This window comes from Egicoccus sp. AB-alg2 (assembly GCF_041821065.1).
GTDB lineage: Bacteria > Actinomycetota > Nitriliruptoria > Nitriliruptorales > Nitriliruptoraceae > Egicoccus.
Genome location: NZ_JBGUAX010000016.1, coordinates 21,868 through 48,606, shown reverse-complemented (window position 1 = coordinate 48,606; position 26,739 = coordinate 21,868). Strand labels below are relative to the sequence as shown.

Here is a 26,739-nt window from a genome sequence, read left to right as displayed (position 1 = left end):
TCTCGAGCGCTACCTGGAGCGGCCGCGCCACATCGAGATCCAGGTGCTGGGCGACCTGGACGGGACGATCATCCACCTCGGCGAGCGTGACTGCTCGCTGCAGCGCCGCCACCAGAAGCTGGTCGAGGAGGCCCCGGCCGCCGGGATCTCGCAGGCGCTGCGCGACCGGATCGGGCAGGCCGCGATCGAGGTCGCCCGCGAGATGGGCTACTTCAACGCCGGTACGTGCGAGTTCCTGCTCGACAGCGACAACGAGACGTTCTACTTCCTGGAGATGAACACGCGTCTGCAGGTCGAGCACCCCGTCACGGAACTGGTCACCGGGGTCGACCTCGCCCAGGCGCAGCTGCGGATCGCCGCCGGTGACGGGATGGGTCTGAGCCAGGACGACGTGGTGCTGACCGGCCACGCGATCGAGGCCCGGATCAACGCCGAGGACCCGGCCACCAACTTCATGCCCACGCCGGGCCTGATCACCGAGCTGCGGCCGCCGCTGGGCCCGTGGGTGCGCTTCGACACCGGCGCGGAGTCCGGCTACGAGGTGCCGCGCGACTACGACTCCATGATCGCGAAGCTGATCGTGTGGGGCGCCGACCGCGACGCCGCCCGCGCCCGCATGGCCCGCGCGCTGGACGAGCTGGTCATCGACGGGATCCCGACCACCGTGCCGTTCCACCGGCTGGCCATGACCAACGAGCAGTTCGCCGCCGGCGAACACGCCACCGTGTCCGTCGAAACCGAATGGGACCTCGGCGGGCTCGCCCCGCAGGCGCCGGCCACGCCGGGCGACGGCCAGGACGGGCCATCCCGGGAGGTCACCGTCGAGGTGGCCGGCAAGCGGATCGGCGTGCGCGTGTACGGCGAGCTGGCCGCGGCGCCAGCCGGCGGCGGAGGCGGCAACGGCGCGGCGCCGGCCAAGCGACGTGCCCGGGCCGGAAGCGGCGGCGGCAGCACGGCCACCGCGTCGTCCGAGGACCTCGTCGCCCCCATGCAGGGCACCGTCGTCAAGTACGCCGTCGCGGAGGGCGACACCGTCGCCGCCGGTGACCTGGTCGCGGTGCTCGAGGCGATGAAGATGGAGAACAACATCACCGCCCACCGCGACGGCGTGGTCAGCACCGTCGGCTTCGCCGCCGGCGACGTCGTGGAGACCGGCGCGGTCCTGGCCCGCATCGAGGACGCAGGCTGACTCGACCGGGAGACGGTGCATGAACCCGGGGCGGTTCAGATCGCCCGAATAGTGGCGGGAGGCGATGGATCACGAGCTCGTCGAACCGCGTCCCTTGAGCCAGCTATCGCACGTACCGGAGCCTCCCGCATGGGAGGGGCACCGCAGCGAATACCCCGTTGTCAACAGCGAGTAGGTGCGTGCAGGAGATCTCGGTGTCGCAGCCGAACGTCCCGCACGCCTCTGCTTGTGTCAGCAACGGACCGCCGGCCTCACCTCAGCCCCCATCGGAGATCTCTGCCACGGCGAGAAAGGCTGGCTGCGGTGGCCGAGTCCGGGCCGCGTACGGGAACTCCTCGACCGTCGTCTGGCGGATTACGGCGATGCCCGTAATAGACCTCGGCTCTCGTGCGGCAACCTGGAGCAGCTCATGCAGCAGCCAGACGCGCCACGCATCGCCGGGATAGAGACGCTCGAGTTCGATCCACCTCACGACACCGAGCACTCCATCACCTCGAGCCATACCGAGTCCCGAGGCTATGCGCGGTCTGCGACACGAGTCTGCTCGCGGCGTACACAACTGCTCCACCGGTGCCCCGCTACAGGCATGGCGGCGGATCTTAGGCTGCTGCTGCTAACGCATTGAGCACGCGTGCTGCGGCTGCAAGGTCCAAGTCGCCTGTAGATGAGGGATCGACCTGTGGCTCATCGATCTCCGGTCCACCTCCGTCACTGCCCTCGGTGGCAGGCTCGTCGGTGCACTGCGAGGTTCGCAGGCCCACGCCGTTGACGGCGAACAGCATCACTTCAACGTCGTCGGGCACGAAGGCGTCCAGTCCCTCGTGGTTGATGTTGGCGACTCGCTCGTTCAATCGGTTCGACCACTCGTAGGCGATCCTGCAGTAGGCCTCGTAGGTGGCGAACGGCATCTTCCGCTGAGGGTTCGTGAATGCGGTCGGGTGACCCTCATCGGACGGGTAGGCGAGGCCCAGCGCACGGAGGCTTTCGAAGACGCGGAGATCGTAGATGAGCGGGATCGGGTGTTCGGGGGGGACGTCGAACCCCAGCTCGCACCGTGCAGCCCAGTACAGGAGTTTGGTCCCGAAGGCGGTTCCGCAGCCCGGCAGCAACCCCTGCGAGAGGTTGGGGTGTGACCACAGCTTTTCGAATGCGGCTCTGGGTGCGACGAGGCTGTCTTGCTCGATGCCGTCCGACGCGATGCGCGGGTTCCAGAGGAATGTGTGTGCGGCGTCTCGGTGGTCATCTGCGGCCCGAAGCCATGGGGCGCCGCTCCCACTGCGTACACGCGGGTTGCCGATCACGGCAAGGGAGGGGTTCTTGCCGCGGGCGCCGCCCCACAGGAAGACGATGGCGGTCCGCGCCTGTGGAGCACCTTGGTACTCGAGGAGCAACTCACGCACGCGCCTTCGCGATCGGTCCGTGAGTTCGGCGTACTGGTCGACCGCTCGATGGACGGGTGGGCTGGCACCAGCTTCGGCGAGGTGTGCCCGCCAACCATCCACGCGGCGAGGGATGCGCTGCTCGCTCGCCCGTGGCAACCGCTGGAGGTCGTCGTCCTTGATGCCCTCGAGTGAAGCCACTCACTCGCCTCCTTCACGAACCGACGCAGCACCGTAGGGGCCAGACCCAGTCCTGTGGTGGAGATTGGCCCAGGTGCCCAGATGCGGCAGGTGCGCGAGCCTGACAGTCCCCGTCGGTCCGTTCGCTTGCCATGCCAGGATCACCTCCCCAATGCCCCGATCCGGCGAGTCCGCATCGTGCTGATCGGCTCGGTAGAGCAACCAGGCGCTGCGTAGATGGGGTGCGATCTGCGGCCACCCATGGACGTCGCGGAGCTCGGGTCTTCGGTCGCGTCGTTCGCCGATCAGCGTCGCGGTCGTGGTGACGACGATGGCAATGCCGAGCCGCCGTGCCATGTCCGCGAGCGATCTCGGTACAAGGCCTAGATCGCCCTGGCCGGCGCCGCCAGCCAGGTCATCGAGATCATCGATTACCAGGAGCCGAGGCTGGTCTACGACCCTGGAGGCGAGTTCGCGAAGCGCCCAGCCCACCGACCACAACTCGAGACGTTCAGCGGGCACGACGGCCAGCGGCTGGTCGCTGAGTCGTCGATACGCCGCTTGGACCCGATCGGCGCTTTGCCCGGTGCTCGTGAGGAGTTCGCTTCGGTCGATGCGAGCGTGGGCGGCGACCATCCGCTGGGCGATCGCGACGGTGTCGTCCATCTTGCAGACGAACAGCACCGGCGTCTCGCTGTCTGCGCAGTGCACGGCGAGTCTGGCAACAAGCCCGGTCTTCCCACACGCCATCTCACCGGACAACAAGTGGACCCCCGCGGGTAGCCCGCCGCCGGTCACCCGGTCGACGTCATCGAACCCGGTCGGCACCTGCACGCGTGCGGCCTCGGAAGTCGCGCCGTACCCCGAGGCAGCCATCGCAGCTGCAAGAAGGCCGCCGTCATCGCCGTAGGCACCTAGCGAGTGCAGCAAGTCCATGTGACGTCCCTCTCGGTGTATGTCGATGCCGCGGACCAGCATTGCTGCCGGATGAGACATCTCCGGTGCCTTGCCGGTCCACATGCAGTGTGAGCCGTTCGTGAGTCGCCGTCCGCAGCGTCCTCGTCGAAGCCCACGAGGAGCTGTGCGATGTCCGAGGCTGCGCGACCTTCTTCCTCATACGCGCTGCGTCCCGCGCGGTCGCCCGCGCCGGCGCCGCGGCCGCCGGAGTCGGTGCGGGCGGAGCCGGCGAGTGCGAGACCGACCGGACTCCCACCACCAGCGAAGTCACCGTCGCCGCAGCAGCGGCTGGTGGCGCTCGGGGTCGCGGAGCCGACCGCGCGGGCGCTGATCGAGCAGCACGGTCAGGCGCGGGTGGTCGATGCGCTCGATGCGGTCGACACGCTGGGGGATGGGGAGGTCCGCCGCCGGGCGGGGTGGGTGGTCTCGGCGATCCGGCAGGGGTGGGATCTCGAGGGGCTGCTCGCCGAGCGGCGACAGCTCGAAGCCCGCTACGCCCGCTGGGAACGTGAACGGGCCGACCGCGACCGTGCTGCTGCCCGGTGGCGTGCCCGCGAGTCCTGCGCGGCGGGCTGGCGGGCGGCGCTGTCGGGGGCGCTTGACGACCACCAGCTCGCCGTCGCGGTCGACCGGGTGACGACCCCGGTCGCCGGGCTGGGTCGTCGGTCGCTTCCGGTCGTGCGTGCACAGCTGCTCGCGTGGGCTGTTACGAGGCACCTCGCAGCTCCGGACCGCCGCCTGTCGGAGGTACTGGCCGACGACCTCGTCGGACCCCGCCGCACGGTCGCAGCACCGGCGTTCGAGGGGCCGCTGCCGCCGGTTCCCGGCACCGCTCGTGAGCCGGAGGACGACCTCACAGAGCGGCTCACGCGGCTGCTGGCCCGCCGGCCGGACCTCGCCCGGCCCGGGACGCCGACTCACGAGCGGGCGGGCGACGCCCGGGCTCGTGCGCTCGGTGAGGGGGTCGGGCATGGCCGCTGACCCGACCCGAGACCCGGCCCGTGAGCGAACCGTGAGCCCGCACGAGACCCGTGAGTTCATCAACGCGGTCGAGTACACGGTCCAGCTCACCTCCGTGGTCGCCGGCGGCGCCCGCTGGCGGACCGCGTACGCCCGGGCACGCCGGGTCGCCGAGCGACTCGCCAACGCCGCCGCCCGAGCGAAGGACGTGGTGGACGTCCGCGCGGTCGCCGGGGCGTCGCACGACGGGCAGGTGCTGACACCCGAGCGGGTGTGCTTCGGAGCGGCCAACTCGGGGCACGGCACCGGCGTCGACCCGGCCAAGCTCAATCGCTACCTCGACCCGGACCGCGAGCGCGCGCTGGCCTCGCTCGCCGAGGCGAACGCGGCAGCTCGGGCCCGGCGGCAGGCCGACTTCGACCGCCGTCAGGCGATCGGGTGTTCCAACCCGGCCGGGCTCGGCCCAGGCATCGCCCGCCCCTGCCGTTGCGCGTACTGCCGTCCCCAGGAGCACCTCGAGGTCCGCGGCGAGACGCGGGAGACGTGGGCAGGCGGTGGCCGCTGCCTGTGCGGCCGCCTATCGAACCCGCCGGCGTTCGGGTGCCGCCCCCACCGCGGCCAGCAGCTGGTGGTCCTCGACGGCGACCCGCCTGAGCTCGCCCGCCTCGCCGCCGTGATCGCCCGCGCCCACACGACCGACCGCACGTCGCCGCCGCCCGGTCGCGACGAGCCCGGTCTGCCACCGCCCGGCCGCTGACGCGGCCCTTCACCGCCTGCCGCCACCCGGAAGGAGACACCATGCCCGCCGAACCACCGATCCGTCTCGACATCGACCCCGACGCGCTGCCGGCCGTCACGTTCGCACTGCAGCGCACCATCGACGACCTCGAGGCCCGCGCGATCGTCGCGGCCGACCGGGACGTTGACCTCGGACCCTCCTCCGCTGCCGAGTACCGCGCCGACATCGACCGGCTCGCCGAGCTACTCGGCCAGCTCGGCCACACCGCCGCCCGCCCCGACCCCGAGCGGGCCGCGGTGGTCTGGTTCGACGGCACCTACACCGTCGACGGTGGCCGCCCGGTCCGGCAGATCGCGACCTCCAGCCTGGACCGGCTTCTCGCCGAGGCGATCGAACGTCGCCGCGACGGGCGGCTCACCCCCGGCGTGCTGATCGACCTGCTCGCCGAGACCACGGGCAGCAGCACGGTCGAGGTCGCCGACCGGCTCGTCGCCGCTCGCCGCGCCGCTCGCGACGCCGACCGCACCGTCGACCGACAAGCCGGCCGTCCGCCCGTCCGGCAGCTGACCCGAGAGCTGCCCGGCCCCGAAACGTCGCTGCGATGAGCGCCGCTCCCGGACCTCGCTGCGAGACCGGACCCGCTGGTCCCGCCAACCGACCTCCCGTCCCTGTCCGCCCCGCCCGCGACCCTCACAAGCCCCGACACAGACTTGCACCCCAGTGCGAGCCACCCCGCCCGGACCCCACCGACCCGCCCGCGGAGCGCGCCGACAACCCGCCCGCCGACCGCTGCGACGGCGACGGGGGAGGGGGCGGGGGATGCTGAACATCGGCAAGCTCGCCCACGGCGGCGCCGAGTACTACCTGACCACGGTCGCCACCTCGGTCGAGGCCTACTACACCGGCGTCGGCGAAGCCCCCGGCCGGTGGCTCGGCACCGCCTCGACCCGACTCGGGTTGTCCGGGCTGGTCACCGCCGAAACGCTCCGGACGGTGCTGGCCGGTGCGTCGCCGGTCGACGGGCAGCCGTTGGTGGGACATGCCCGCACCGTCCCCGGGTTCGATCTCACCTTCCGGGCGCCGAAGTCGGTATCGCTGCTGTGGGCGCTTGCCGACCCGGACGTCTCCCGGCAGGTGCGCCAGGCCCACGATGCCGCCGTGGTCGCGGCGCTGGACTACCTCGAACGGCATGCCGCCCACGCCCGGCGGGGCAAGGGCGGCCACGAACAGGTTCAGGCTGACGGGTTCGTCGCCGCCGCGTTCCGGCACCGCACCTCCCGTGCGGACGACCCGCTGCTGCACACCCACGTCCTGGTCGCCAACCTCGCCCACACGACCGACGACGGCCGGTGGCGGTCGCTCGATGCCCGGCATCTGTACCTGCACGGCAAGACCGCTGGCTACCTCTACCAGGCCCAGCTCCGCGCCGAGCTCACCCGCCGCCTTGACGTGGCCTTCGGGCCGGTCACCAACGGCTACGCCGACCTCGAGGGCATCCCGCGGCCGCTGATCGAGGCGTTCTCCCGCCGCCGTGCCGACATCCTCGCCGCCCTCCACCGCCACGGGCACACCTCCGCCCGGGCGGCGCAGGTCGCCACGCTGGCGACCCGTGCCGCCAAGTCCCACGCCGACGCCGACCGCCTACGGGCCGGCTGGCGGGAACGGGCCGCCGCCCTGGGGTTTCGCGGCCGGGAGGTCGCCGCGGTCACCGACCCCCGCGCGGCCCGCGAGACGGTCGGCGATCCGGATTGGGTGCGGCAGGTCGGCTGGCTGCTCGGCCCCGCCGGGCTGACCGCCAAGGCCTCGACGTTCACCCGCCGGGATGCGCTGCGGGGCTGGTGCGAACAGCTCCGCCACGGTGCGGACGTCATCGCGGTCGAACGGCTCGCCGACCGGCTGCTCGATCCGGCCGAGCCCGGCACGATCCGGCTCACAGGCACCAACGCGCCCGTGACCCGGCTCGCGGACGCCGCTGGCATCCGCCTTGCCGACGGCCGGCTCGTCCACCTCGGCGCCGGGGAGCCCCGCTACACCACGCCCGAGCTGCTCGCCCTCGAACAGCAGTTGGTCGACACCGCCACCCGGCTCACTGGCGCTGGCCGGGCCGTCGTCGACGAGCAGACCGTCGACAGGGTCCTGGCGCAGCGGGCGACGCTGACCGGCGAGCAGCGCCGCGCCGTCGAGCAGCTGACCCGCTCCGGGCAGGGCGTCGAGGTGCTGGTGGGCCGGGCGGGCACGGGCAAGACCTACACCCTCGGCGCCGCCTACGACGCCTGGCGCGAAGCCGGCATCGACGTGGTCGGCTGCGCGCTCGCGGCCCGCGCCGCCCTCGAGCTGCAGACCGGCTCGGGCATCCCGGCTTCGACGATCGATCGGCTGCTCGCCGAGCTCGCCCGCCCGGGCGCAGCGCTCCCGCCCGGCGGGGTACTGGTGGTCGACGAGGCCGGCATGGTCGGCACCCGCACCCTCGCCCGGCTCCTAGACGCCATCCAGCAGACGGGCACCAAGCTGGTCCTGGTCGGCGACCACCACCAGCTGCCCGAGATCGACGCCGGCGGCGCGTTCGCTGGCCTCACCGCCCGGCTGCCCGCCGTCGAGCTGACCGACAACCGCCGGCAGCACCACCAGTGGGAGATCGCCGCGCTCGACGAGCTCCGCGACGGCGACCTGCCCGCCGCCGTCGACGCCTACGCCGAGCACGGCCGGCTCGTGGTCGCCGAGACCATCGACACGGTGCGTGAACAGCTCGTGGGGGACTGGTGGCAAGCCAGCGCCGAGCACGGTCGCGATGCGGTCATGGTCGCTGCCCGCCGCATCGACATCGACGACCTCAACGCCCGTGCCCGCACCCGGATGGCCGCCGACGGGCAGCTCACCGGCCGGCCGCTCACCGCCGCCGGTCACCAGTTCCAGGTCGGCGACCGGGTGCTGTGCCTGCGCAACCACCGCCACCTGGGCGTCCTCAACGGCACCCGCGCCACCGTCACCGCCATCGACCACCGAACCCGTCAGCTCACCGTCCGCCGCGACGACACGCACGACCTGGTGGATCTGCCGGCCGACTACCTCGACGCCGGCCACCTCACCCACGGCTACGCACTCACCGCCCACAAGGCCCAAGGGCTCAGCTGCGACGCGACCTTCGTGCTCGGCAGCGACGAGATCTACCGCGAATGGGGCTACGTCGCCCTCTCCCGTGGCCGTACCGACAACCGCCTCTACCTCGTCGGCCACGACCACGACCATGACCCGATCGACGACCCCACCCATCCCGAGGTCCACCAGCACGACCCCCGCAGCCCGGCCGAGCGGCTCACCGCCGACCTGCACCGCAGCCACCAACAGACCCTCGCGCTCGACCACCAGCCCGACAACGACGCCCCGGCGAAGACGACACCCGAGGTCGTTGCCGCCTCGGGCGGGCACCTGACGCGGGCGCTTGGCCCCCGCCCCGCCGACCCCGACCGACAACAGGTCTGGGACACGGCCGCCGCCGCGATCGACACCTACCGCAAGCAGCACGCCATCCACGACGCACGGCTCCCGCTCGGAGCCGTTCCCGCCGACGAGGCCGCGCGCGACGTCTACCAGCAGGCGGTCCGTGGGCTGCTCGCGGCGCGCCGCGCCCTTCGTCTCCCGCCAGCCGAGTTGCCGCTGACGCCGCGGCGTGACGTCGGCCGCGACGTCGCTTGAGCGGGAGGTCGTGAACCGTGCCGTCCTTCGAACCGACCGATCGGCAGGTCCGCGCCGACGTCTACCGCATCACCCGCGTCTATCTCGAGGTCGAACGTGGCCTGCGGCCTCCTGAGCAGCTCGAGAAGTTCCTCACCCCGGCTGAGTACCGCCGCCACCGCAGCCGCCCTCAGCATCCTGCTGCCCGCGCCCGTGAGCCGGTCCGGCCCACCGATGTCGGGCGCATCCACCTCGATCGGCACCTTCCCGGTCAGATCACCGCGGCCATCCCCACCCGTGAGACCGGCGAGCACTGGGGCGCGCTGGTCCTGCACTTCGCCCGCAACCATGCTGGCCGCTGGCGCATCGACCAGTTCGAACGGCTCACCCGACCCACCGTCGCTCGCGACACCCCCAATACCCCGCCGGAAACCAAGGACCTGGACACCCGGGTGCGGGTGATCGAGGAGGAGCGCCGGCTCGTCGACGCCGCCCACCGCGCTACCACGACCCGGGTCCGAGAGCTCCGCGCAGCCGGAGCCGACCGCGACCAGACCCGCGAGCTGCGCACGCAGCAGAAGGCCTGGAAGCGGCTCCGAAGCGAGCTCGACACCGAACTCGCGACCCTGCGCCACACACGTGAGCTGCGCGACACCCTCGCGGACGTCGACCTGCGACGTGATCGGCATCCCACCGAACTCGACGACCGGCAGCTCGACGCACTCCTCGGCCCCAGCCCCGACCACGAGTGGCGCCGCGGCCTGCGCGATGGGGTGATCGAGGAGATCCACGCCTACCGCCGACGCTGGAACGTCACCGACCCCCGCAGCGTCCTCGGCTCCGCCCCCGACGATCCCGACCACCAGCACGACCGCGACGAGCTCGCCCGAACCCTCCGAGCCGCCGCCCGCGCTCTCGGGACCAACCGCAACGGCACGGCGCGTGAGCCCGATCCACGCCCTCGGCAACGACGTCAGATGCAACCCCGGGGGATCGCCGCCGAACGCTGAAAGTCCTCGTCACGCTGTCGAAGCCACCCCGCCACGGCACGCGCATCACCGACTGGTACGTGCTCGTGGTCGGGCAGCCCCTCGGGCCAGCCCTCCTGGATCTCGACACCGAACACCCGCGACAGGTGGTCCCACAAGGTGTCGCGGAACAGTTCCCACTCGGTTGCCGGGTCGTGCAACGCGCGTGCGGCCTCCAGCGCCACCAGGAACTCCTCCCGGTATCGGTCAGCAGACACCTCGAACAGCGGGTCACCGGTCACACCGCCCTCCCATACATCCACCAGGGCATACACCCGGCCGGCACCGATGCCAATCCCTCGCTGAGCGACGCTGTTGACGGCGTTGCATGCGAGGCCCGACCCGACGGACCGAGTGTCATCACATCCGTGACGATGGGCTGATGGCTCGGTTAGCAACACCGCGCAAAGCGCCGACTGCATGTCGCAGTGGCTTGGCAGACTGGCGGAGCTCGTGATCCACGCCCTTCGCCGATCTGAGGAGAACCGTTGCAGGATCCAGTGATCGCCCTGCTGGGCGCAGTAGCCGTGGCGATCATCACTACGGCGGCGCAATGGGCACTGCATCATCGAGACCAGCGTGGAGCAAAGGCGCAGTGGCACGCCGATCGTCGGTTCCCTGCGTACGTTGAATTCCTGGCGACGGCAACCGAACTCTCCGCGCTGATAGGCAACCACGCCAACCTCTTGGCGTCCGGTTCGCGGCTCCGCCCCTGGGAGCCCCTCGTTGGGATGTGGCTCACTCGGCACATCCCCCGACTTCACGGTGCGTGGGCCTCCCTGACGAAATCACAGGCCGAGATCCGGCTGCTCGGGACCAGCGACGTCGTGGCGGCAGCCGAGGAGACCCTTGCCACCATTGAGCAGGAGCTCTCTTCGGTGACGCGACATGGGCGGGCACAGGGGACAGCGGGCTTGCCTGATGACCGTGCAAGACGCATCGGGTTCGCCATCGAGCGGATGCGAGATGCCTGTCGCCATGAACTCGGCCAGGCGACACTCGAAGCGCTCTCGGCTCCGCGAGGCTCTGGGTACTCACTACCGTGATGATGGGCGGCGGTCCAGCTGGCCGACCCGCACACAATCCTGCCCCTGGGTCGCCAGAGCTCCAATGTCTTGTCACCCGATGGCCGTAGGCTTCCCTCTGAGGAGGTCGACCGTGGACTGGGAAGCGATCGCGACAATCGTCGCGCTCATCGGTGTGGTTGTGACCTTCGTGCTGAACATGAGGTCCAACCGGCTGACCCGCGAGGGACTGGAGCAGGACCGCACCTTGGCTCGGGAACGTATGGAGCAAGACCAAACTGTGGCTGAAGCGACGGCTGCCCGCTCTGAAGCGGCTGCCGAAGTGGCTGAAGAGCACTCCAGTCGCATCGTGGATGCCCTGGAGAAGATCGCCACCAAGGGCGTCGGCGGCGGTCTCGTGGCGCCGCCGGCGCGGGTGAAGTGGGGGCTTCAGCACGAGCAAGGGGACCGATATCGATTGACCAACGAAGGGGACCTCGCCGCGCGATCCGTTGATGTTGCCACAGACGAGACGTTGCCTCTAGTCGGCTTCGAGGGCGATACCGCCGAGGTGGGCTCCGGTGAGGCATTGAGCTTCATTGCCGCCCCCTCGATGGCAACCCGGGACCGCACGGTTACCGTGACGTGGAGCGAGGAGGGCGAGGGCGAACGTCGGCGCTGGCGCAATCCGCTGCCGGCTCGGCCGCGGCGCCAGTAGGAGATTGCCGCGCATCGCAGTGCTTGGGGCAGGCCGCCAAGTCGTTGACCCCAGGGGCGCTCCGGCGTCCGGCGCCATCGCCGTGACTTCGTGCGCGTCGACGTCGACACCGAGCCGCACATAGCGATACCGGCGGTTTGCGCCGGGATCGAGAACCACTCTCATCGAAGGGGGGTGACACTCGCCCGCGGCGGACCAGCGATCCGGCGCGGCGTGCAGTCAGGGGAGGGCGCGGCCGGGTGCGGTGCACGGCATGCTACGGCTGGCGTAGCTACGGCTGGCGTACGAGGGCGGGCTATGGGGTTCCGGTTCCGGCGATCGATGAAGATGTTGCCCGGTGTTCGATTGAACGTCACCCACCGGGGGGTCGGTGTGCGGCTTGGCCCGCGCGGTGCCGGCGTCTCGTTCCATTCTTCAGGTCGAGGGACCCGTTCGGTCGGGCTGCCCGGCACCGGGATGTATTGGCGCGAGGACTTCCGCTGGCGGCCAGCCGACGGGCGTGGGGAGGCGAGCGCCTCTGCCGCAGCGGCCACGGGCGACGGTGCGGCGCGAGCGGCGCGGCCGGCAGCCGAGCATCGACGTGCTGCTGCAGGCGGGGTGGTGTCAGCACATGAGGAGCGGGAGAACGAAGACCGCGTCACAGCTCTTCACGTGGCGCTCGACGCCTTGGCGAACGATGACCTCATGAGCGCCGAACGTCTGCTCCGGCCGCTGGTCGAGACCCGCTGGTCTTCTCAAGAGCGCTCGGTGACCGTCACGGTCGCCCCTGGTGTGGAGGTGGACCTGCCAGCTGGCACGGATGCGGCCATGCACATGCTCGTGGAGACGTTGCAGGCCGGCGGCAGGCTCGAGCGCGCCCTCGAGGTCGCTGAGCAGCTGCATCCCACCGACGCGGCCGCCCTGTCGGTCGCTGAGCTGTTGTGCGAACTCGGTCGATTCGCACAACTGTTGGAGGAACTCGACGGGTTGCCGCGGCTGGAAGGCGACACCGGCAGGCTCCTGGATGTCTACCTCGCGGTCGCTGCGACGGCGACCGGAGAGTTGCACGCCGCCGACGAGCGGCTGCGGCAAGTTCTCGCGGCTGGCGAGACCGCTGCTTCGGTCAGGGTGGCCGCCTTAACCTGCCGGCTCGACCTCGCACGTCGAGCTGGCCGCGATGATCTGGCGGATGCCTGCCGGCGCGCGATCGGTCGGCTCGATCCCGACCATCCTGTTCTCGACAGCGGCCCTTCCGCGTCTGCCGGCTCGCAGGTCGTCTCCGTCGCAGCCGAGCAGCTGGCTGCAGCTCAGGCACGACATGACCTTCTCACTGAGCAGGTGGTGGAGCGAGAACGGCAGCTGGCGGAGGACGTCAGCCGGCTCGAAACCTTCGCTCGGCGCTACCTCGCCCGCGTCGGCGGATTGCTGTCCGCCGTCGCGGACCTGCGGGCACGGCTCGTGGAGGCGCGGGCCGCGAACGCGCCCCACGACGAACTGCTCCAGCAACAGGCCCGCGCCGCGCGTGAGCAGGCCCGACAGCACCAGGACGCCTGCCGGCAGACCTCAGAAGGCGGGTCGCCACCGCCCGCGAGCGAAGACCTCAAGCGGGCGTACCGCCAGGCTGCCCGGGCAATGCATCCCGATCTCGCGCAAGACGAGGACGACCGGGCCCGCCGGACCGAGCACATGGCACGCCTCAACGGGGCGTACGCCGCCCGCGACGAGGACCTGCTGGCCCGCGTCGTCGCGGACTGGCGAGCCGGAGCAGCAGCACCCGCGGCGACCACCAGCGACCGAGGGCAGCTGTGCGCGGAGATCGCGCGGCTCGAGCGGCGGCTGGTGCAACTCGATCAAGAGCACGACGAGATCCGCGCCCGGGCGATGTGGGCCCTGATGGTCGAGGTCGAGACCGCTGAAGCTGCAGGTCGCGATGTGCTCGCCGACCTCGCTGAGGAGCTGACCCGCGAGCGAGACGAACTGCAGGACGAGCTACTGTTGATGGCAACCCTGTGACCGGCGAGCTGCCGGTCCCTCGCTCGCTGTCCTTGCCCACCGTCTGGGAGGACCTCGCCCGCCATGGGCTGGAGCGGCTCGCCGCCGCCCCCATCACCACAGGCCCGGGCCGAGTGCCGATGGCCGGCTTCCCCTACGCAGCTGCAACCGCTCTTGCCGCTGGGCCCGACGGCGAGGTCTGGGCGATAGCGCTCTCGCGCCTGTATCAGCTGCAGCACGGTCGCTGGCACCGCCACACGCCCGAGCTCGGTAGCGACCGGCCGCTCTTCGACGTGGCGGTCGCGGCTGACGGCGTCCTGTGGGGCGACGCGAACGGCTACTTCAGGTTCATCGACGGTGGCTGGGAACTCGTCGGCGAGGACCGCACGTTCGTGAGCTTCATGGACTACCGGCTGTACCCGACGCCTCGCGACGCCTCCGTCGGCGCGGTCGCCGGCATCCCGGAGTTTCAGCGGCCGGCGCAGCCGCAGGCGCAGGCCGGTGTTGTCAGCGTTCCCATCGAGGTGGCCAGGGCGGGAGGTGTAACCAATGCGGCTGGACAGCTCTGGTCGCTGACCGATTCGGCCGGCCGGTGGCACGATGAGGGGTGCGACCTTCACGCGAGCCACTGGGACGGCGACCGATGGCACAAGCTCACCTGGCGCGGCCTGCCACGGATCAGTGATCTGCCCTCGTCTGCGATCGCGGTGTCCGTCAACGGAAGCCTGCGGATCGGTATCCAAGGCGGGTTCGCGACGACAGAGGCAGGTGGCGCTTTCCTCCACTTCCACACCACGGACCTGCTCGCTGGCGAGGAGGTCGATGCCGTCATCGACAGCTTCGACGGCATCTGGTGCCTCACCGCAAGCGGTCGGCTCGCGATCAAGCGTTCAGACGGCTGGCACGCGACGCGGCGCCACTTACCGCAGGGAGACCTGAATCGGCCCTGGGTCGCGCTGCACGCCGGCGGAGACCGGCTGCGGCTCGTCACGCGCCGATCCGTCGTGCCGCTCAACGACGGCGAGCGCGACCACCCGATCGATCCCGTTCCCGGTGAAACGACCAAGATCCGCGCATCAGCGGTGAGCGACGACGGGTCCCTGTGGGTCGCGCACGACCGCGGCGTCACCCGCTTCGGCCCGGGATCGACCGGCCCGCAGATCCTCGCTGATGGGCTGCCGCCGGCGTTCGTGTGGCATCTCACCGCGATGCGCGACGGCACGCTCGTGGCCGTGACGCCGACCGGGATCGCGGTCCATCACGGTGACCGCTGGCACCTGCACCGCACCGAAGGAGGCGTCCTCTGGGCCGGGTCCACAGTGGCCGGCACGGTGGTGGTCTACACCCGGGTGGACCAGCCCGGGGAGTGGCGGCCTGATGCGGGCCGCCTGTGGACCTTCACGCTCGCCGCAGGGCTATCGGTGCGCGAACTGCCATCCGGCGGTCCGATGCCGCTGGCCATCCTCCGTGTCACGGTCGATGAGCACGCACGGCTGCTCGCGCCGCGCGACGGACGCGTGTTTCGGCTCGAGGCGTCGGGTTGGGTCGACACGCAGGTGTTCGCGGCTGAGGACGGCAACGAGCCGCTCGCCGTGGACGGCGAGGTGGTGTGGGTCGCTTGGGACGGCCTCAACCGGCATCCGATCGGTGGGTACAACCACCGCGTCGGCGACCACGACGACCTGCCCACTGAGTGCCGCGACCTGCAGGTCGACCAGCAAGGGCGTGTCTGGGCCCGCACCGAGGACGGCATCCACCGCTACGACCCGGAGACCGGCTGGGCCCACCACACGCTCGGTACCGGGCTGCCTGCCACCCGCTCCGTCCGCGACCTTACGGTCGCGACCGACGGGAGCCCCTGGGCGGTGCTCGACGGTGGCGTGGTCGCCTACCGCGACGGCACGTGGCAGTCGATTGCCGGGACCGAGAAGGTCTACCGGCTCGGCTCCGGGCTCGACGGGCACGTCTACGCGGCAGACCCCGAAGGCATCCTGCGGCTACCCCGCTGACACCTTCGACGGGGGCGGTGTGGCCGGAACGGACCGGCCACGCCGCCCCCTGACGGTCACGCGGCCGGCGAGGCGTGCTGGTACTCGCACCACGCTGATGGTGCGGCAACCTACCAACGCGATCACACGGGGGGCCGGCGGGCAGCTGAGCTCCGACGTGCCGGGTATATCGGCAGGCGCGGTAAACGGACGATTTGGGCGGCCCGCAGCGTGATCACCGAGGCGGTCCGTGACGTCTACACCGGGTGCTGGTGGAGACGGTGGTCGGGATGCTCGGAGGAGCTGTGGCCGGAGACCCGGCGGGCTGAGGCGCTGTCGGAGGGAGGCGCTGACGGCCGCGTCATGCCACGGGTCGCCCGCACCGTCAGACGGGCAGATCCTGCGTGGCCACTTCCCCGGCGCCGTCGCCTGATCGCCTTCGGGTCAGCCGCGCCGGTAGACGCTGGCGCACACGGCGCACTCGATCCAGTCGCGCGGGTTTAGAGCGAGCAGCGCCGCCCCACCGACCACACCGCCGAGCACGGCCGCGACACCGACACGGCGACGGGCGCTGTCAGCCCGGCGCAGCACGAACTGCGTCGAGTTGCACGCAGGGCAGGCCGGGCCTGCGTCGGTGTCGAGCGCCACCTCGCGCAGCAGCGGCGGCAGCTGCGCCTCGCGGGCCAGGCGAGCGAGCTCCTGGGCGCGGTAAGCCTCGACCCGCCGCTGGTCGACCCGCACAGCCTTGGCCGCGCGTGCTTCCTCGCAGACCCGCTGCTCCCTCGCAAACTGCTCCGGGCTCAAAGTGCGCTCGCGCAGGAGCAGCCCGCCGACCAGTAGCGGCAGCATCGCGAACACGACCAGCCAGCGGGTGCTGACCAGCGCGATAGTGCCGACCACGGCGCACAGCCCCAGCCCGGCCTCCACGACGCGAGTCCGCCACGACAGCGGTTCCACGGGCGCTTCCACATTGTCCCCTTCGTCGCCTTCCCCGTCAGGTCATCGGCCGGCGTACCCACCTGGTTAAGCCGGTCGGCGTCGCAAGCGCTGCGTACCGCGACTCCCGGACGCGAGGGGCTACAGACCGTGGCCGCTACCGCGCCGGACGCAACGCATACGAGCCGGAGCGAACGCAGTTGTAGTAGTGCATGCAGTGTGCTTCACTAGAGAACTAGAGTGCAACGCTGCTGCTGCGCCAGTTAGAGGACGCCGATGCACATCGAACTGACAATCGACACCGACGATGCCGCGGAAATCGCGCGCGCAATCGCGCTGCTCGAGCACATCGCCAACACGGCCAGCCCGGCGACGAGCCCGCTGGCATCCCGCACCGCCGGTCCGGGCGAGGCGGGGCCCGAGCTCGCCGACATCCTGCGCGTCGTCGCCGGTCCCGGGTACGGGCAGAACCGGCTGGACTACCTGCGCCTGGTAGCCGCAGCCGGTGACGAGGGGGTGAGCATCGCCGAACTCCGCGACACCCACTTCGGTCGCAGCCCGCAGCGCTACGGCGGCACGCACTCGAGCATCGAGAAAGGCTGGCGCTCCAACGGCGGGCTGCGGTTCGCCCGCCAGCTCATCGACGACACCCCAGACGGCCGGCAGGTCATGTACGGCCCGGCCCGCCAGCACATCCTCGAGCAGCTCGGCTGAGGCAGCCGTCCATGCGCGAAGACGCCCGTCCTTTCGTGGACGGGCGTCTTGCGGGCACGAGCAGCTACGCCCGGGAGGCTGCGGCGACGCAGCGCCAGGTCCAACGGGCGACAGAGGACCTCGAAAGCCTCCGTCGAGGATCGGGAGTAGACGGGCCCAGGTTGGCCGACGCTCACGAGCACAGGGCATCCCCGACCTTGCGGAAACGCCGGACTTCTATTCGGAGCCGGCGATGTACTGGGCGATGGCGTAGGTGGCGTGACGGTCGAGGCTGTGACGGTTGCGGTCGTAGCGCATGGTGGTCTTCGGGTCGGCGTGGCGGGCGAAGTCCTGCACATCACGTAGGTGCGCGCGGTGTTCAGTGCAGCGGTGATCGCCGCGTGCCGCAACGTGTGTGGGGTCATCCGCCGGGCGATGCCAGCCTCCCCGGCGAGCCGCGCCACGGCGGCAGCCACGTTGTTCCGGGGCATGCGGTTCCCCAGGCGCTGCTGCCTGCGCCTGCAGTTCAACCAGTTGCTCGTGGTGCCCGCGGAAGCGACGTCGACCGTTGGTCAACACCTCGTTGGATGCTTTCAGTTGAAACTTCACCCACCGACCCGCAACGTGACCCGCTACGTCCCAGCCGAGGTCGCGCTCCTGCCGTTGCGTAGTACCGAACCACCAACTGGGTTGGCCCAGAACGAGCGACATCTGATGGCAGAAGTTCAGTTCGATCGTCTTCTCGGAAAGCCGCATCAGTGCCTCACACAACGGGTGGGGCCATCAACCCTAGGCTCACCTGTCCCGATGCGTGGGGGATCGGCGGGCTCCACCTCTCGTGGCGCTAGGAGCGACGGCGAACTATGCGCGGGGAGCCCATCGAAGCCGTCGCCCAACATCACGGTCTCGAGCGGGCTGACTCGGCGCTTACAGGGTCGCGGTATCTCTGCCCGACTAACCGAATTCCAGTCACATGAGACCATCTGGTGAATAGTCTCAGGCCACGTGAGCACAGAAGCCGTGACGATGCGTGTGTCCACGGCGTACCGATTCGCGCATAACTGCCTACGCTTCCGAGTCACATCCTCCTCGTACCCTCCGTTGTCCACGTACGCAGAGGCAGACGGACATGGAGAAGGACTCGAAAGATGTCAGACGATTCGAGGTTGAGCGCGGACGAGGCCCGGGTCTTCGACCACGGATGGCGGTGGTTCAGCCTCCACGCCGACCAGCGAATGAGGGCCATGAACTTCTTCCTCGTCGCAGCCGCGTTCCTCACCGTCAGCTACATCGGAGCCCTAGACGACGAACGTCATGTCGTCGCGGCCTTGGTAGCTGTCCTCGGCTTGGTGGCTACCGGCGCCTTCTGGACGCTCGAGTCCCGAACCCGTCAACTCGTGCATGTGGGCGAAGCGGCCATGAAGGCCGTCGAGGGCAGGTTGGCTGAAACGACCGGCCTTGAGGCTGCGCACCTCACGGCAATCGCTGACGACCGTGCCCCCGCCGGACTGACGTACAGCACGGCCTTCCGTGCCATCTACGCGGCCTTCACGGTGGGCGCGTTGACCGCAGCCGTGTTCGCCGTGTGCGGCGCCGCCCGATGACGAAGGGGCTCTCCGAAACCGTGATGATGTGCGCGACCGACTGAGCGGCCCTGATGATCGCACGGAGGTTGACCGTGGTTGCTGCGCCAATCGCTCGCTCCGACGGTTCAGCACCACTTTCCATCCGCGCGGGCGTGCGTGGACGGCTGGCGAGGTTCTCGGTCACGTCAGGGACTACGCTTCCCGTGAGCTAGGAGTCACTCTTGCCCTACGATCTAGCGGACAAACTCGTCGTTGGCATTTCGTCTCGCGCGCTCTTTGACCTCGATGAAGCTCACCGCATCTTTGAGACAGAGGGGCTAGCGGCCTACCGGGAGCACCAGACAGCCAACGAGGACGAGCCACTAGCGGCAGGGACAGCCCTTCCACTCGTGCGCGGACTCTTGCGCATCAACGAACTAGCCGATGAGGCGCTCGTCGAAGTCTTGATCATCTCCCGGAACAATGCCGACACCGGCCTGCGCGTCATGAACTCCGTAGAACACCATGGCCTCGAAGTGCCCCGGTGGGCCTTCACTGACGGGACCAGCGCGGGCCCTTACCTACGTGAATTCAGCTGCGACCTCTTCCTCTCAGCAAACGAGGAGGACGTAGCCGGAGCCATGCAACACGGTGTGGCGGCGGCACGCATCCTTCGCGTCCCCGACGAGGCGACGGATGAAATTCCATCGGAGGTGAGGATTGCGTTCGATGGCGACGCTGTTCTGTTCAGTGCAGAATCAGAAGCGATCTACCGGGCCGGTGGTCTGGATGCCTTCTTGCAACATGAAGAAGCTCACGCCGATCAACCACTCAGTCCTGGCCCGCTGCAGCCATTCCTCAGGGCGCTCTCGCGCATCCAGCAGCGGTTTCCGGAGGCTGACAACCCTCTTCGAATGTCCCTGGTGACGGCACGCAACGCACCTGCTCACAAGCGGGTCATCCGGACCCTGCGCTCCTGGGGCATCCACCTGAACGAGACGTTCTACCTCGGCGGGCTGGAGAAGGCCGGCGTATTACGGGTACTCCGACCGCACATCTTCTTCGATGACCAGTCTGCTCATCTTGAGCCAGCTCGATCCCAGACACCCGCTGCGCAGGTTCCGGCCGAGTACCGCCTGGATCCCTCGCGCACCGAACAGGAGAGCACTCAGGCTGTTACTAGGCCACTTGGTGACCATCCATCACCGTGACTCTGCGCGCCATGCCGAGTCACCGTCACCCGCACATAAGCCTCCCCCCTCTTTCCGGAGGGTTAGGACGAGCCGGCTTGATTCTAGGAAGGCGGGCGTACGGCCGACGGGCGCCTCGCTGGACGAGGAGGAGGGGCCGACTCGCCCGAAGGGGTGACCAGGACGGTGATCCACCGCCCTCCGTCTGTCAGAATGGTGTGATGCGCCCCTCCGTTGAAGTCCTCGAATTCGAGGTCCACCGCTACAAGAACCTTCAAGAAGTGCGGGTCGAGTGGGACCGTCAAGTCGTGCTCTACGGTCAGAACGGCAGCGGAAAGACAAACTTCCTTGAGGCCATCGCGCTCGCTTTCGGATCCAAGGCGAGTCTGTGGCAACTGGCGCGACGAGCGGCAGTCCCGCTGCATGCAGAGATCTCCGTGGTTGTCCGCGGTGACGCGTCCGAGCTGCCCTTGCCCCCTTCGTTCGTATCTGGCGGAACACCCGAGTCATTTCGGCGCGCTACCGCGTTCTGGAACATGCTCGGCGTGGAGGCGGGAACGTCATGGAGAGAAGCGGTCTCGGGGATCGAGCCGGCTGCGCTGGCCGACCTGTTCAGGTCCTTCGCCGACCGCCCGCTCGTGCGGTATCGCCTTTCTGAGCTGGAGGGCGTCGAGGAGGCCCGGGGGCTGAGCCGGGGCTGGTTCGACGACGACCTGTGGCAGGCTGCCAGCGAGGTGGAGTTCCGGCGCAGTTATTCAAGAACCCTCGTCTTGGAAGGTCCTCCCCCCGGTTGGCTCGTTGACCTCGCTCCCGATCTGCCCGATGCTTTCGCCCCGCTGAGACGTTGGTTGGAGGAGTCGGAACCGCGGCGGGGTCGATACGTGGATCTCCTATCTCTGCCGCCGCGGGATCGGGCGCCGATCCATGTGGTATGGCTCGCGTCGGAGCGCACGGCAGATGAAGCAGTCTTCGACCTCGTGGACGTCTTCGAGGATGCCGTTCTTCCAGCGGTCGCCCTTGCCGAGGCCTTCGAGGGCGTCCTGCTCCGCGACCCTCCAGACACCTCAGAGGAGCGTCCTAGACTCGAAAGCGACGTTCGCTTCTGGCTGCTCGTTCGGGCGTGTCGTGTGGCCACCGAGGCGTTACAGCTGGTCGCGCCGCATCTGGAGCTCTACCCGGACGGCGAGTACCCGACAGGCCTGATGCTCGACACACGCGGGTCTGAGCCTGCGCCGGCCCTCCGTCTCACCAGAAGAGGCGATTTCGAGAGCTTGTCCTCGGGGCAGAGGACCTGGTTGGACATCGGTCTTGCGCAGGGCGCTGCAGAACTCGAGCAACTACAGACCGACATGGGTTGGCTGGCGTCGAGCCTTCACCGCCTTACCAGCGATCAGCAGCTCGCGATTGGCGTCCAGCTCGAGGAGCAGCTGTCCGGCGAAGGGGGCGAGGCCTCCTGGCTGGTCGCGGATCTCGACGCCGCGCTCTCCCAGATCCGCAGATCCGTTGGTGATGCATACGACGTTCTGGGCGGATCGTCGAACGCGCCACCAGAGAAGCGGGACGTGCTCGTGCAACTCCTTCTCGAAGGCCTTCCTGACTGGAGGGATGTGATCACACCACCAGCGGTGTTGCACTTCTACGACGAACCTGAACGGCACCTGCACCCGGGCGCTCAGCGGCGGATCATCGACTCCTTCACCCACCCTCGCCCCCACGGCGTGGCGATCGCGACCCACTCGCATTTGTTCCTGGGCCGGTCGGGGTGGCGCCACTTGCATCTGAGTCCGACGCCTGAAGGCGCTGTGGTGACGGCCTTCGAACCGGCGGCCATCGATATAGATTCGCCGCTGTCCGCCCAACTGGGTCTGACGCACGGTGAGCTCCTCGCGCTGACCCGCTATGTGCTCTTCGTTGAGGGGCCCGTTGATGCGTTGGTCCTCGGCGCCTTCTATCGGGAGTTGTTGTTCGAGGCGGGCGTTGTCGTCGTGCCTATGCGTGGAGCCAATGAGGTTGTTTCCCTCGCCCAGATGGAGCTCCTCGAGCTAGTGCTAGATGTCGGCATGGGCGTGATGCTGGACCACGCCGATGCCGGCAGGCTAGAAGCAGGAGGAAAGCCCCGTACCAAGGAGGAGCGGGCCCTAATTGACCTTCGGCGCCGCCTGAGGGGACGGGGTCGCCGCATGGATCTCTTCGGTCTCCGCGGGGAGGACATCCTCGTCTACATCGAGGACGAGGCCGTGCGGGCGGTCTACCCAGAGTTCAGCAGCTGGGAGGGACTCCGTGGGGCCCGTCGAGGCCATGAGACCTTGAAGGAGGTGACTGAGCGGATGCATGAGATGCGCCTCGGTATGCACTTCGCCAAGCGAACGGTGGCAGCCATGAAGGAGCTCGGGTTGTCACCTCGCGGGGATCTACCCACCGTCGTCGCCGACATCGTCCGGGCCGCGAACGCGACTGTCAGGTAGCTAGATCATCTCGGCGAGCAGGTCGAGGACCTCGGTCGCCTACAGTGAGGGCACCGCACCATGATGGCCCGGGGGTGACATTGCCGTGATCATGGGCGGACGGGGCTTCTGCAGCCGCCGCGCACAACGGACCGCAAATCCCTTTCTCTGAGATGCTTCAGTTTCCGCCCACGGAGGCATCTAGCGTGTCTGAACGTGAATCCGATCTGTTGGCCCTCCTTGAGAACCACACCAAGGCGTGGAACGGTCACGACCTCGATGCCCTGATGAGCCTCTTCGCCGAGGACTGCGTCTTCGAAGCCTCGGGTGGTGACGAGATCTGCGGTACGCGGTACACGGGCAAGGGCGAGGTGCGCAGAGCCTTCGCGAAGGTCCTTGAGTCGATGCCCGACGCCGAGTGGGCGGGTGGACGTCACCACGCGCTCGCTCCCGACTACGGCGTCTCCGAGTGGACGCTCACCGGGACTCTGATCGATGGGCGCCGAATCGAAGTCAACGGGTGTGACTTCCTCACGGTGCACCGCGGGAAGATCATCAAGAAGGACTCCTATCGGAAGCAGCGCCCTCCTCTGGAAGCCCGGGCCTCCCGTCCGTAGGGATGATCCGCCTGCGTCCATCGCCGTGATTCTGCGCACCACCCGCCATGGCACTAGCGCACACAACGGCGCGGCGTGGGCGCGTGCACGTGGCACCGATGGCAGACGACCGCGACGGGCACCTATATGCACTCGCGCCGACTGAGGCCGGGCGGAAAGCGTCGCTCGTGGCGCGAGTCAGCACCGCGGGTGTTATCGGTCTGGCGCATCCCACGTGCGGTTGACCGCGGTGCCGTCACGCCAATGCCACTCCACGGGAATCACCGTGTTCACGTCGGACCGCGAGATGGCGACGCGGGCGACCGCGCAGCCCTCGTCTGGAGGGTGGAGCGCTTCGCCGTAATCGAAGCGACCTTCGAGTTTGACGTCTGAGGGTGGTACGACGTCCCAGTTGAAGGGCAGCTCGCGGTTGCACTCAGGGCAGGCGACCGCATCGTCCTTCGGTCGACCGGTTGGGCGCGGGAGTCTCATTGGAGAACCATATCCAGCCACGTGTGCGACACGGAGCACACTTGACCCTTGGAACGCGACACGCCGACACGGCAGGTTTCCAACTGCCCGGGACGCTCCGCGCGGCAGCTGGCCTCCTGCTGGGTCGCACCAGCCTTGAACTCCGACCGCGATCATCGCCGTGACTGTGTGCGGGCCGGCGACACGGCTGCCGCACATAGCGGCGGGCGGGCTCCGGTGCGTGGCGCGCAGCGCGCCGCGATGCTTGACGTGTGCGTCCCAACGTCGCCGGCCGGACGCCGGCCCCCGGGTGGCGCAGGGACCTCCTCGCCCGACGGGCGCGCCGCCTGGTAACATGTCTGCGCGGTAGCTCCGCACGGATTCGGCTCCGGGCCTACCAGTTCACAACTGGGGAATCCGACAGAACGAAAGGGAGATCCAGGTTCGACTCCTGGCGGCTCAGTTCGCTGAGACGTAGCTCAACGGTAGAGCCCCCGCTTCGTCAGTAGGGCCGGTCCAATCGGACCGGCCCTACTTCATTGGGCCCTCCCCAAAGCTTGTTTCAACTCATCCTCCGATAGAGAAAGCGCCGCAAACCGGTGCCGTGCAAGCCCACGGACTTTGCGCAGAGTCTGCGCAGGATTGCCGGGCGAGGGCTCCCGTCTCCACTCTGCAACCACCATATCTGCCCACGTTGCTCTCGAGATCGCCGACTGAAGGAATTGGTTGGCTTCCTCAGCGAGTCGCTTCGTAACCGCCAAGCAACCAATCAACTCGGGGAGCCCAAGTCGCACCTTGTCGCCAATGCTATAGCGAGGAAAGGTGTCTCCTGTAAAGGCTTCCCAGCTAGAAAACGAACTCTCAGCTACCTTCGTGATCCGGTTGACCAGCGGGGACTCGGCTCGTCCTCCCGAGTGGATGTGTGCGTTTCTTGAGAGCCGAACCAGGTGGAATAGGTCAAGCAGCACTACCGAGAAGTGCTGTTTCGAAGCTTCTTCGAGGCAAGCATGCATATTTGCTGACTTCAAACCTGCCAGCCGCTGCTTTGAAATGAGCCCCTCGCCGAGCAGTAGGGATCCCATGCCTACGACTAGGTCTTCGTGCAGCGCCAGGACATAAGGAACGGCCATGGCGCCCAACTGACCCTCCGCGTCCTCCAGAATTTCTTGAGCTGATTCCGTAGTAATGTCGAGCCTGCGGATGTGGGGAACACTAGGAAACAGCTCCGACAATCGATGGTTCGAACCCTGGTTTAGCTGCAATGTATGTGCGGCCAGTTTCGACCCCGCTAGCAGCGCCATCATGGAGTCGTTTGCGGCAATTCGACGCTCATCGTGACGGCGGAATTCCTCATACCACACTACTGTCATGCCTACCCGACTCCCCTCTAGGCGGCATCTACCCAATGGGCTCATCAGTCCGCCGGTGCACAAGCCGAGCTGCACTCCGGTGGCCGCTTGCCACCGACCTCTGCAGCCCCTGCCGCGATTCGCACGGCCCCGCTCTCGTCCGGCCACGCGGCGTCAGCGACCTTAGTGTCCCCATGGAAGGCTAGCCCGCAGTCGCCTGCGCCGACTCCGACCTGCGCGCTGTGATTGCCGGCCTCGGAGCTGGCGGTGTCGACCAGCGAGTTCTACTGCGGGGACCCGTCTTCGTGGCTCGCGGAGCGGTCTGAGCGCTCGGGAACCGTGACTGCCATGCTTCTGCGTGCGGCTGCGCGTGTGCGGACACCCGCGCGAAGCTACGGGCGTCGTCAGTGCGGCCTGAGCGCTGTCGCAGGGCCCAAGTAGGGTTCGATCCATGTCCAATCAATACCGTGACCCCGAAGTTGCTAGGTGGCTGGCCCAGTGGGAGCCGGACTGGCAGTCCGTCAGTCGCGTCCGACCCCCAGCCAGTACACGTCGCGCTCGCCCTGGTCAGTCACTCGCTGAGAAGGCGCCGTGGCTCGTAAGCGAGTGGGACGACGAGCGGAACGGCGAGGTCACCCCGGCGACGATCGGCGCATCAAGTACGTACGCCGCTTGGTGGACTTGCCCTCAAGGTGTCCGCCATCGCTGGCAGCAACCCGTCGTCCAACGGGCGAAGAGCGAGCGGGGGCGGCGATGTCCCTGGTGCGAGATTGACACTCAACTCGCTCGCCGGCGTGAAAGCACCGGCGGGACCCTTGTGGAGCGAGCCCGCCACTACGGAGTGAGGTTCTCGGACCGAAACCCTGTCCCCTTGGCGGAAGCATCAGGCGACGAACGCCTTACCTGGCTATGGGAGTGCAGCGAGGCGCACGTGTTCGTCCGAAGGCCGACCGAGATCGAGAAGGGCTATGCATGCCCGAGGTGCTGGGTGCGGAGGCAGCACGACAGCCGGGTCTCCCAACGAGCGAAAAGCGGCGGGGTCTTCCGGCTCGATCGTGCGCGTCAGCGATCGAAGGAAGAGCTTCGCCTCGCCGCTGAGTTGGCCCAGGTGTTCCCCGTAGACCTCGATCATGACGCCGTCCGGATTCGCGGATACGTCATGGACCAGCCGTTCGTGACGCCCGACATTCTGATCACCGACCTCCAGGTCGCCGTGGAGTGGGACGGCGGCGGACATCGCAAGGACCCAGGGCTTGACCAAAACAAGGACGAGGCCCTGCGCCAGAGCGGTTGGCGCGTGATTCGAGCCAAGGTCGACACGGGCGACCATGGAGCCGACGTCGTAGCAGCCCCCACTGGCCTCAACCTGACAGTGGTCGGAGAGATCATGAGTCGTCTCCTAGAGGCTGATTCCACCAAATCCGAAGCAGTCGCGCAGTGGAAAGCACAGAGACGCTGGCACGGTTCAGCCGTCTACGAGTCGCTCCTTCGACTGTGGGGCGAGACCACGATCGGGGCGAGCAGCTTCCGGCGTCGTTAGTCGGTTCTTGCCGGCAAGCAAACGACCGTTACTACGGGCAGTTGGGAGCGAAGCTGCAGACGCGCATAGCAATACCGACACGCGCAGCCGTTCGGCCGCACCAGCTTTCCCGACCGCCCATCCCTCGGACGACGGACTCCGGCGCATCATCAGTCGGGGATCAGTGTTCG

Annotated in this window: 23 protein-coding genes and 1 pseudogene; 17 read left to right on the top strand and 7 right to left on the bottom strand. The window is 68.7% G+C overall.

Translation table 11 applies throughout. The features are described 5' to 3' along the window. Positions 1 to 1,189, top strand: a 1,189-nt coding sequence (locus ACERM0_RS21820; protein WP_373680752.1) for a biotin/lipoyl-containing protein, incomplete at its 5' end; no start/stop codon positions are given. A 256-nt stretch (positions 1,190 to 1,445) separates the two neighbouring features. On the opposite strand, the gene ACERM0_RS21815 is transcribed toward ACERM0_RS21820, so the two are convergent. The 3 genes from ACERM0_RS21815 to ACERM0_RS21805 form a co-directional block, all read right to left on the bottom strand. Then, positions 1,446 to 1,661, bottom strand: a complete 216-nt coding sequence (locus tag ACERM0_RS21815) for a hypothetical protein (RefSeq protein ID WP_373680751.1) — start codon at positions 1,659 to 1,661, stop codon at positions 1,446 to 1,448. Positions 1,662 to 1,788: 127 nt separating this feature from the next. Next, on the bottom strand, positions 1,789 to 2,769 hold the full coding sequence (locus ACERM0_RS21810) for a hypothetical protein (RefSeq protein WP_373680750.1): 981 nt from the start codon (positions 2,767 to 2,769) through the stop codon (positions 1,789 to 1,791). Continuing rightward, positions 2,770 to 3,684: a DnaB-like helicase C-terminal domain-containing protein gene (locus ACERM0_RS21805; RefSeq protein ID WP_373680749.1), complete on the bottom strand. Its 915-nt coding sequence runs from the start codon at positions 3,682 to 3,684 to the stop codon at positions 2,770 to 2,772. Positions 3,685 to 3,996: 312 nt separating this feature from the next. Between ACERM0_RS21805 and ACERM0_RS21800 the strand changes: the two genes are divergently transcribed. The 5 genes from ACERM0_RS21800 to ACERM0_RS21780 all read left to right on the top strand — a co-directional run bounded on the left by ACERM0_RS21800 (position 3,997) and on the right by ACERM0_RS21780 (position 10,086). Next, complete coding sequence (locus tag ACERM0_RS21800; RefSeq protein WP_373680748.1) at positions 3,997 to 4,686, top strand: hypothetical protein; 690 nt, start codon at positions 3,997 to 3,999, stop codon at positions 4,684 to 4,686. Positions 4,687 to 4,717: 31 nt separating this feature from the next. Further along, on the top strand, positions 4,718 to 5,422 hold the full coding sequence (locus tag ACERM0_RS21795) for a hypothetical protein (RefSeq protein ID WP_373680747.1): 705 nt from the start codon (positions 4,718 to 4,720) through the stop codon (positions 5,420 to 5,422). A 41-nt stretch (positions 5,423 to 5,463) separates the two neighbouring features. Beyond that, on the top strand, positions 5,464 to 6,009 hold the full coding sequence (locus ACERM0_RS21790; RefSeq protein ID WP_373680746.1) for a hypothetical protein: 546 nt from the start codon (positions 5,464 to 5,466) through the stop codon (positions 6,007 to 6,009). Positions 6,010 to 6,223: 214 nt separating this feature from the next. Continuing rightward, on the top strand, positions 6,224 to 9,097 hold the full coding sequence (gene mobF, locus ACERM0_RS21785) for a MobF family relaxase (RefSeq protein ID WP_373680745.1): 2,874 nt from the start codon (positions 6,224 to 6,226) through the stop codon (positions 9,095 to 9,097). Between the two features lie 17 nt (positions 9,098 to 9,114). Beyond that, positions 9,115 to 10,086: an Rv3235 family protein gene (locus ACERM0_RS21780; RefSeq protein WP_373680744.1), complete on the top strand. Its 972-nt coding sequence runs from the start codon at positions 9,115 to 9,117 to the stop codon at positions 10,084 to 10,086. Here ACERM0_RS21780 and ACERM0_RS21775 read toward each other — a convergent pair. Continuing rightward, the gene (locus ACERM0_RS21775; RefSeq protein WP_373680743.1) at positions 10,050 to 10,379 is read right to left on the bottom strand and encodes a hypothetical protein; all 330 of its coding nucleotides are present in this window, start codon (positions 10,377 to 10,379) and stop codon (positions 10,050 to 10,052) included. The genes ACERM0_RS21780 and ACERM0_RS21775 overlap by 37 nt on opposite strands. Positions 10,380 to 10,592: 213 nt before the next feature. Between ACERM0_RS21775 and ACERM0_RS21770 the strand changes: the two genes are divergently transcribed. The 4 genes from ACERM0_RS21770 (at position 10,593) to ACERM0_RS21755 (ending at position 15,806) form a co-directional block, all read left to right on the top strand. Then, positions 10,593 to 11,150 carry a hypothetical protein gene (locus ACERM0_RS21770; RefSeq protein WP_373680742.1) on the top strand — a complete coding sequence of 186 codons (558 nt, stop codon included), beginning with the start codon at positions 10,593 to 10,595 and terminating at the stop codon, positions 11,148 to 11,150. A gap of 112 nt (positions 11,151 to 11,262) precedes the next feature. After that, positions 11,263 to 11,826, top strand: a complete 564-nt coding sequence (locus ACERM0_RS21765; RefSeq protein WP_373680741.1) for a hypothetical protein — start codon at positions 11,263 to 11,265, stop codon at positions 11,824 to 11,826. 297 nt (positions 11,827 to 12,123) lie between these two features. Beyond that, positions 12,124 to 13,818 (top strand): DUF4236 domain-containing protein, encoded by a 1,695-nt coding sequence (locus ACERM0_RS21760; RefSeq protein WP_373680740.1) that lies wholly within the window; start codon positions 12,124 to 12,126, stop codon positions 13,816 to 13,818. Positions 13,819 to 13,850: 32 nt separating this feature from the next. Next, complete coding sequence (locus ACERM0_RS21755) at positions 13,851 to 15,806, top strand: hypothetical protein (RefSeq protein ID WP_373680739.1); 1,956 nt, start codon at positions 13,851 to 13,853, stop codon at positions 15,804 to 15,806. Positions 15,807 to 16,229: 423 nt separating this feature from the next. Here ACERM0_RS21755 and ACERM0_RS21750 read toward each other — a convergent pair whose 3' ends face one another. Further along, positions 16,230 to 16,742 (bottom strand): hypothetical protein, encoded by a 513-nt coding sequence (locus tag ACERM0_RS21750; protein WP_373680738.1) that lies wholly within the window; start codon positions 16,740 to 16,742, stop codon positions 16,230 to 16,232. Positions 16,743 to 16,997: 255 nt separating this feature from the next. On the opposite strand from ACERM0_RS21750, the gene ACERM0_RS21745 reads away from it, so the two are divergent. Next, complete coding sequence (locus ACERM0_RS21745; protein WP_373680737.1) at positions 16,998 to 17,435, top strand: hypothetical protein; 438 nt, start codon at positions 16,998 to 17,000, stop codon at positions 17,433 to 17,435. A gap of 216 nt (positions 17,436 to 17,651) precedes the next feature. On the opposite strand, the gene ACERM0_RS21740 is transcribed toward ACERM0_RS21745, so the two are convergent. Next, complete coding sequence (locus ACERM0_RS21740; protein ID WP_373680736.1) at positions 17,652 to 18,170, bottom strand: hypothetical protein; 519 nt, start codon at positions 18,168 to 18,170, stop codon at positions 17,652 to 17,654. Between the two features lie 392 nt (positions 18,171 to 18,562). Between ACERM0_RS21740 and ACERM0_RS21735 the strand changes: the two genes are divergently transcribed. The 4 genes from ACERM0_RS21735 to ACERM0_RS21720 all read left to right on the top strand — a co-directional run bounded on the left by ACERM0_RS21735 (position 18,563) and on the right by ACERM0_RS21720 (position 23,230). Then, the gene (locus ACERM0_RS21735) at positions 18,563 to 19,018 is read left to right on the top strand and encodes a hypothetical protein (RefSeq protein ID WP_373680735.1); all 456 of its coding nucleotides are present in this window, start codon (positions 18,563 to 18,565) and stop codon (positions 19,016 to 19,018) included. Positions 19,019 to 19,221: 203 nt separating this feature from the next. Beyond that, on the top strand, positions 19,222 to 20,190 hold the full coding sequence (locus tag ACERM0_RS21730) for a 5'-nucleotidase (RefSeq protein ID WP_373680734.1): 969 nt from the start codon (positions 19,222 to 19,224) through the stop codon (positions 20,188 to 20,190). Positions 20,191 to 20,390: 200 nt separating this feature from the next. Continuing rightward, positions 20,391 to 22,634, top strand: a complete 2,244-nt coding sequence (locus tag ACERM0_RS21725; protein WP_373680733.1) for a hypothetical protein — start codon at positions 20,391 to 20,393, stop codon at positions 22,632 to 22,634. A gap of 185 nt (positions 22,635 to 22,819) precedes the next feature. After that, positions 22,820 to 23,230, top strand: a complete 411-nt coding sequence (locus ACERM0_RS21720; RefSeq protein WP_373680732.1) for a nuclear transport factor 2 family protein — start codon at positions 22,820 to 22,822, stop codon at positions 23,228 to 23,230. 986 nt (positions 23,231 to 24,216) lie between these two features. On the opposite strand, the gene ACERM0_RS21715 is transcribed toward ACERM0_RS21720, so the two are convergent. After that, positions 24,217 to 25,050 carry a hypothetical protein gene (locus tag ACERM0_RS21715; RefSeq protein ID WP_373680731.1) on the bottom strand — a complete coding sequence of 278 codons (834 nt, stop codon included), beginning with the start codon at positions 25,048 to 25,050 and terminating at the stop codon, positions 24,217 to 24,219. 430 nt (positions 25,051 to 25,480) lie between these two features. On the opposite strand from ACERM0_RS21715, the pseudogene ACERM0_RS21710 reads away from it, so the two are divergent. Beyond that, positions 25,481 to 25,783: pseudogene (locus ACERM0_RS21710) on the top strand (zinc-ribbon domain-containing protein); the annotation flags it as partial. A 117-nt stretch (positions 25,784 to 25,900) separates the two neighbouring features. Beyond that, positions 25,901 to 26,569 (top strand): DUF559 domain-containing protein, encoded by a 669-nt coding sequence (locus ACERM0_RS21705; RefSeq protein WP_373680754.1) that lies wholly within the window; start codon positions 25,901 to 25,903, stop codon positions 26,567 to 26,569. Positions 26,570 to 26,739 lie beyond the last annotated feature (170 nt).

Excerpts from the sequence above, each read along its gene's own strand:
- ACERM0_RS21745 (WP_373680737.1), top strand. The coding sequence starts at position 16,998 with ATGCACATCGAACTGACAATCGACACCGACGATGCCGCGGAAATCGCG.
- ACERM0_RS21725 (WP_373680733.1), top strand. The coding sequence starts at position 20,391 with ATGCGCCCCTCCGTTGAAGTCCTCGAATTCGAGGTCCACCGCTACAAG.
- ACERM0_RS21805 (WP_373680749.1), bottom strand. The coding sequence starts at position 3,684 with ATGGACTTGCTGCACTCGCTAGGTGCCTACGGCGATGACGGCGGCCTT.
- ACERM0_RS21735 (WP_373680735.1), top strand. The coding sequence starts at position 18,563 with ATGTCAGACGATTCGAGGTTGAGCGCGGACGAGGCCCGGGTCTTCGAC.
- ACERM0_RS21760 (WP_373680740.1), top strand. The coding sequence starts at position 12,124 with ATGGGGTTCCGGTTCCGGCGATCGATGAAGATGTTGCCCGGTGTTCGA.
- ACERM0_RS21715 (WP_373680731.1), bottom strand. The coding sequence starts at position 25,050 with ATGACAGTAGTGTGGTATGAGGAATTCCGCCGTCACGATGAGCGTCGA.
- mobF (WP_373680745.1), top strand. The coding sequence starts at position 6,224 with ATGCTGAACATCGGCAAGCTCGCCCACGGCGGCGCCGAGTACTACCTG.
- ACERM0_RS21740 (WP_373680736.1), bottom strand. The coding sequence starts at position 18,170 with ATGCGGCTTTCCGAGAAGACGATCGAACTGAACTTCTGCCATCAGATG.
- ACERM0_RS21790 (WP_373680746.1), top strand. The coding sequence starts at position 5,464 with ATGCCCGCCGAACCACCGATCCGTCTCGACATCGACCCCGACGCGCTG.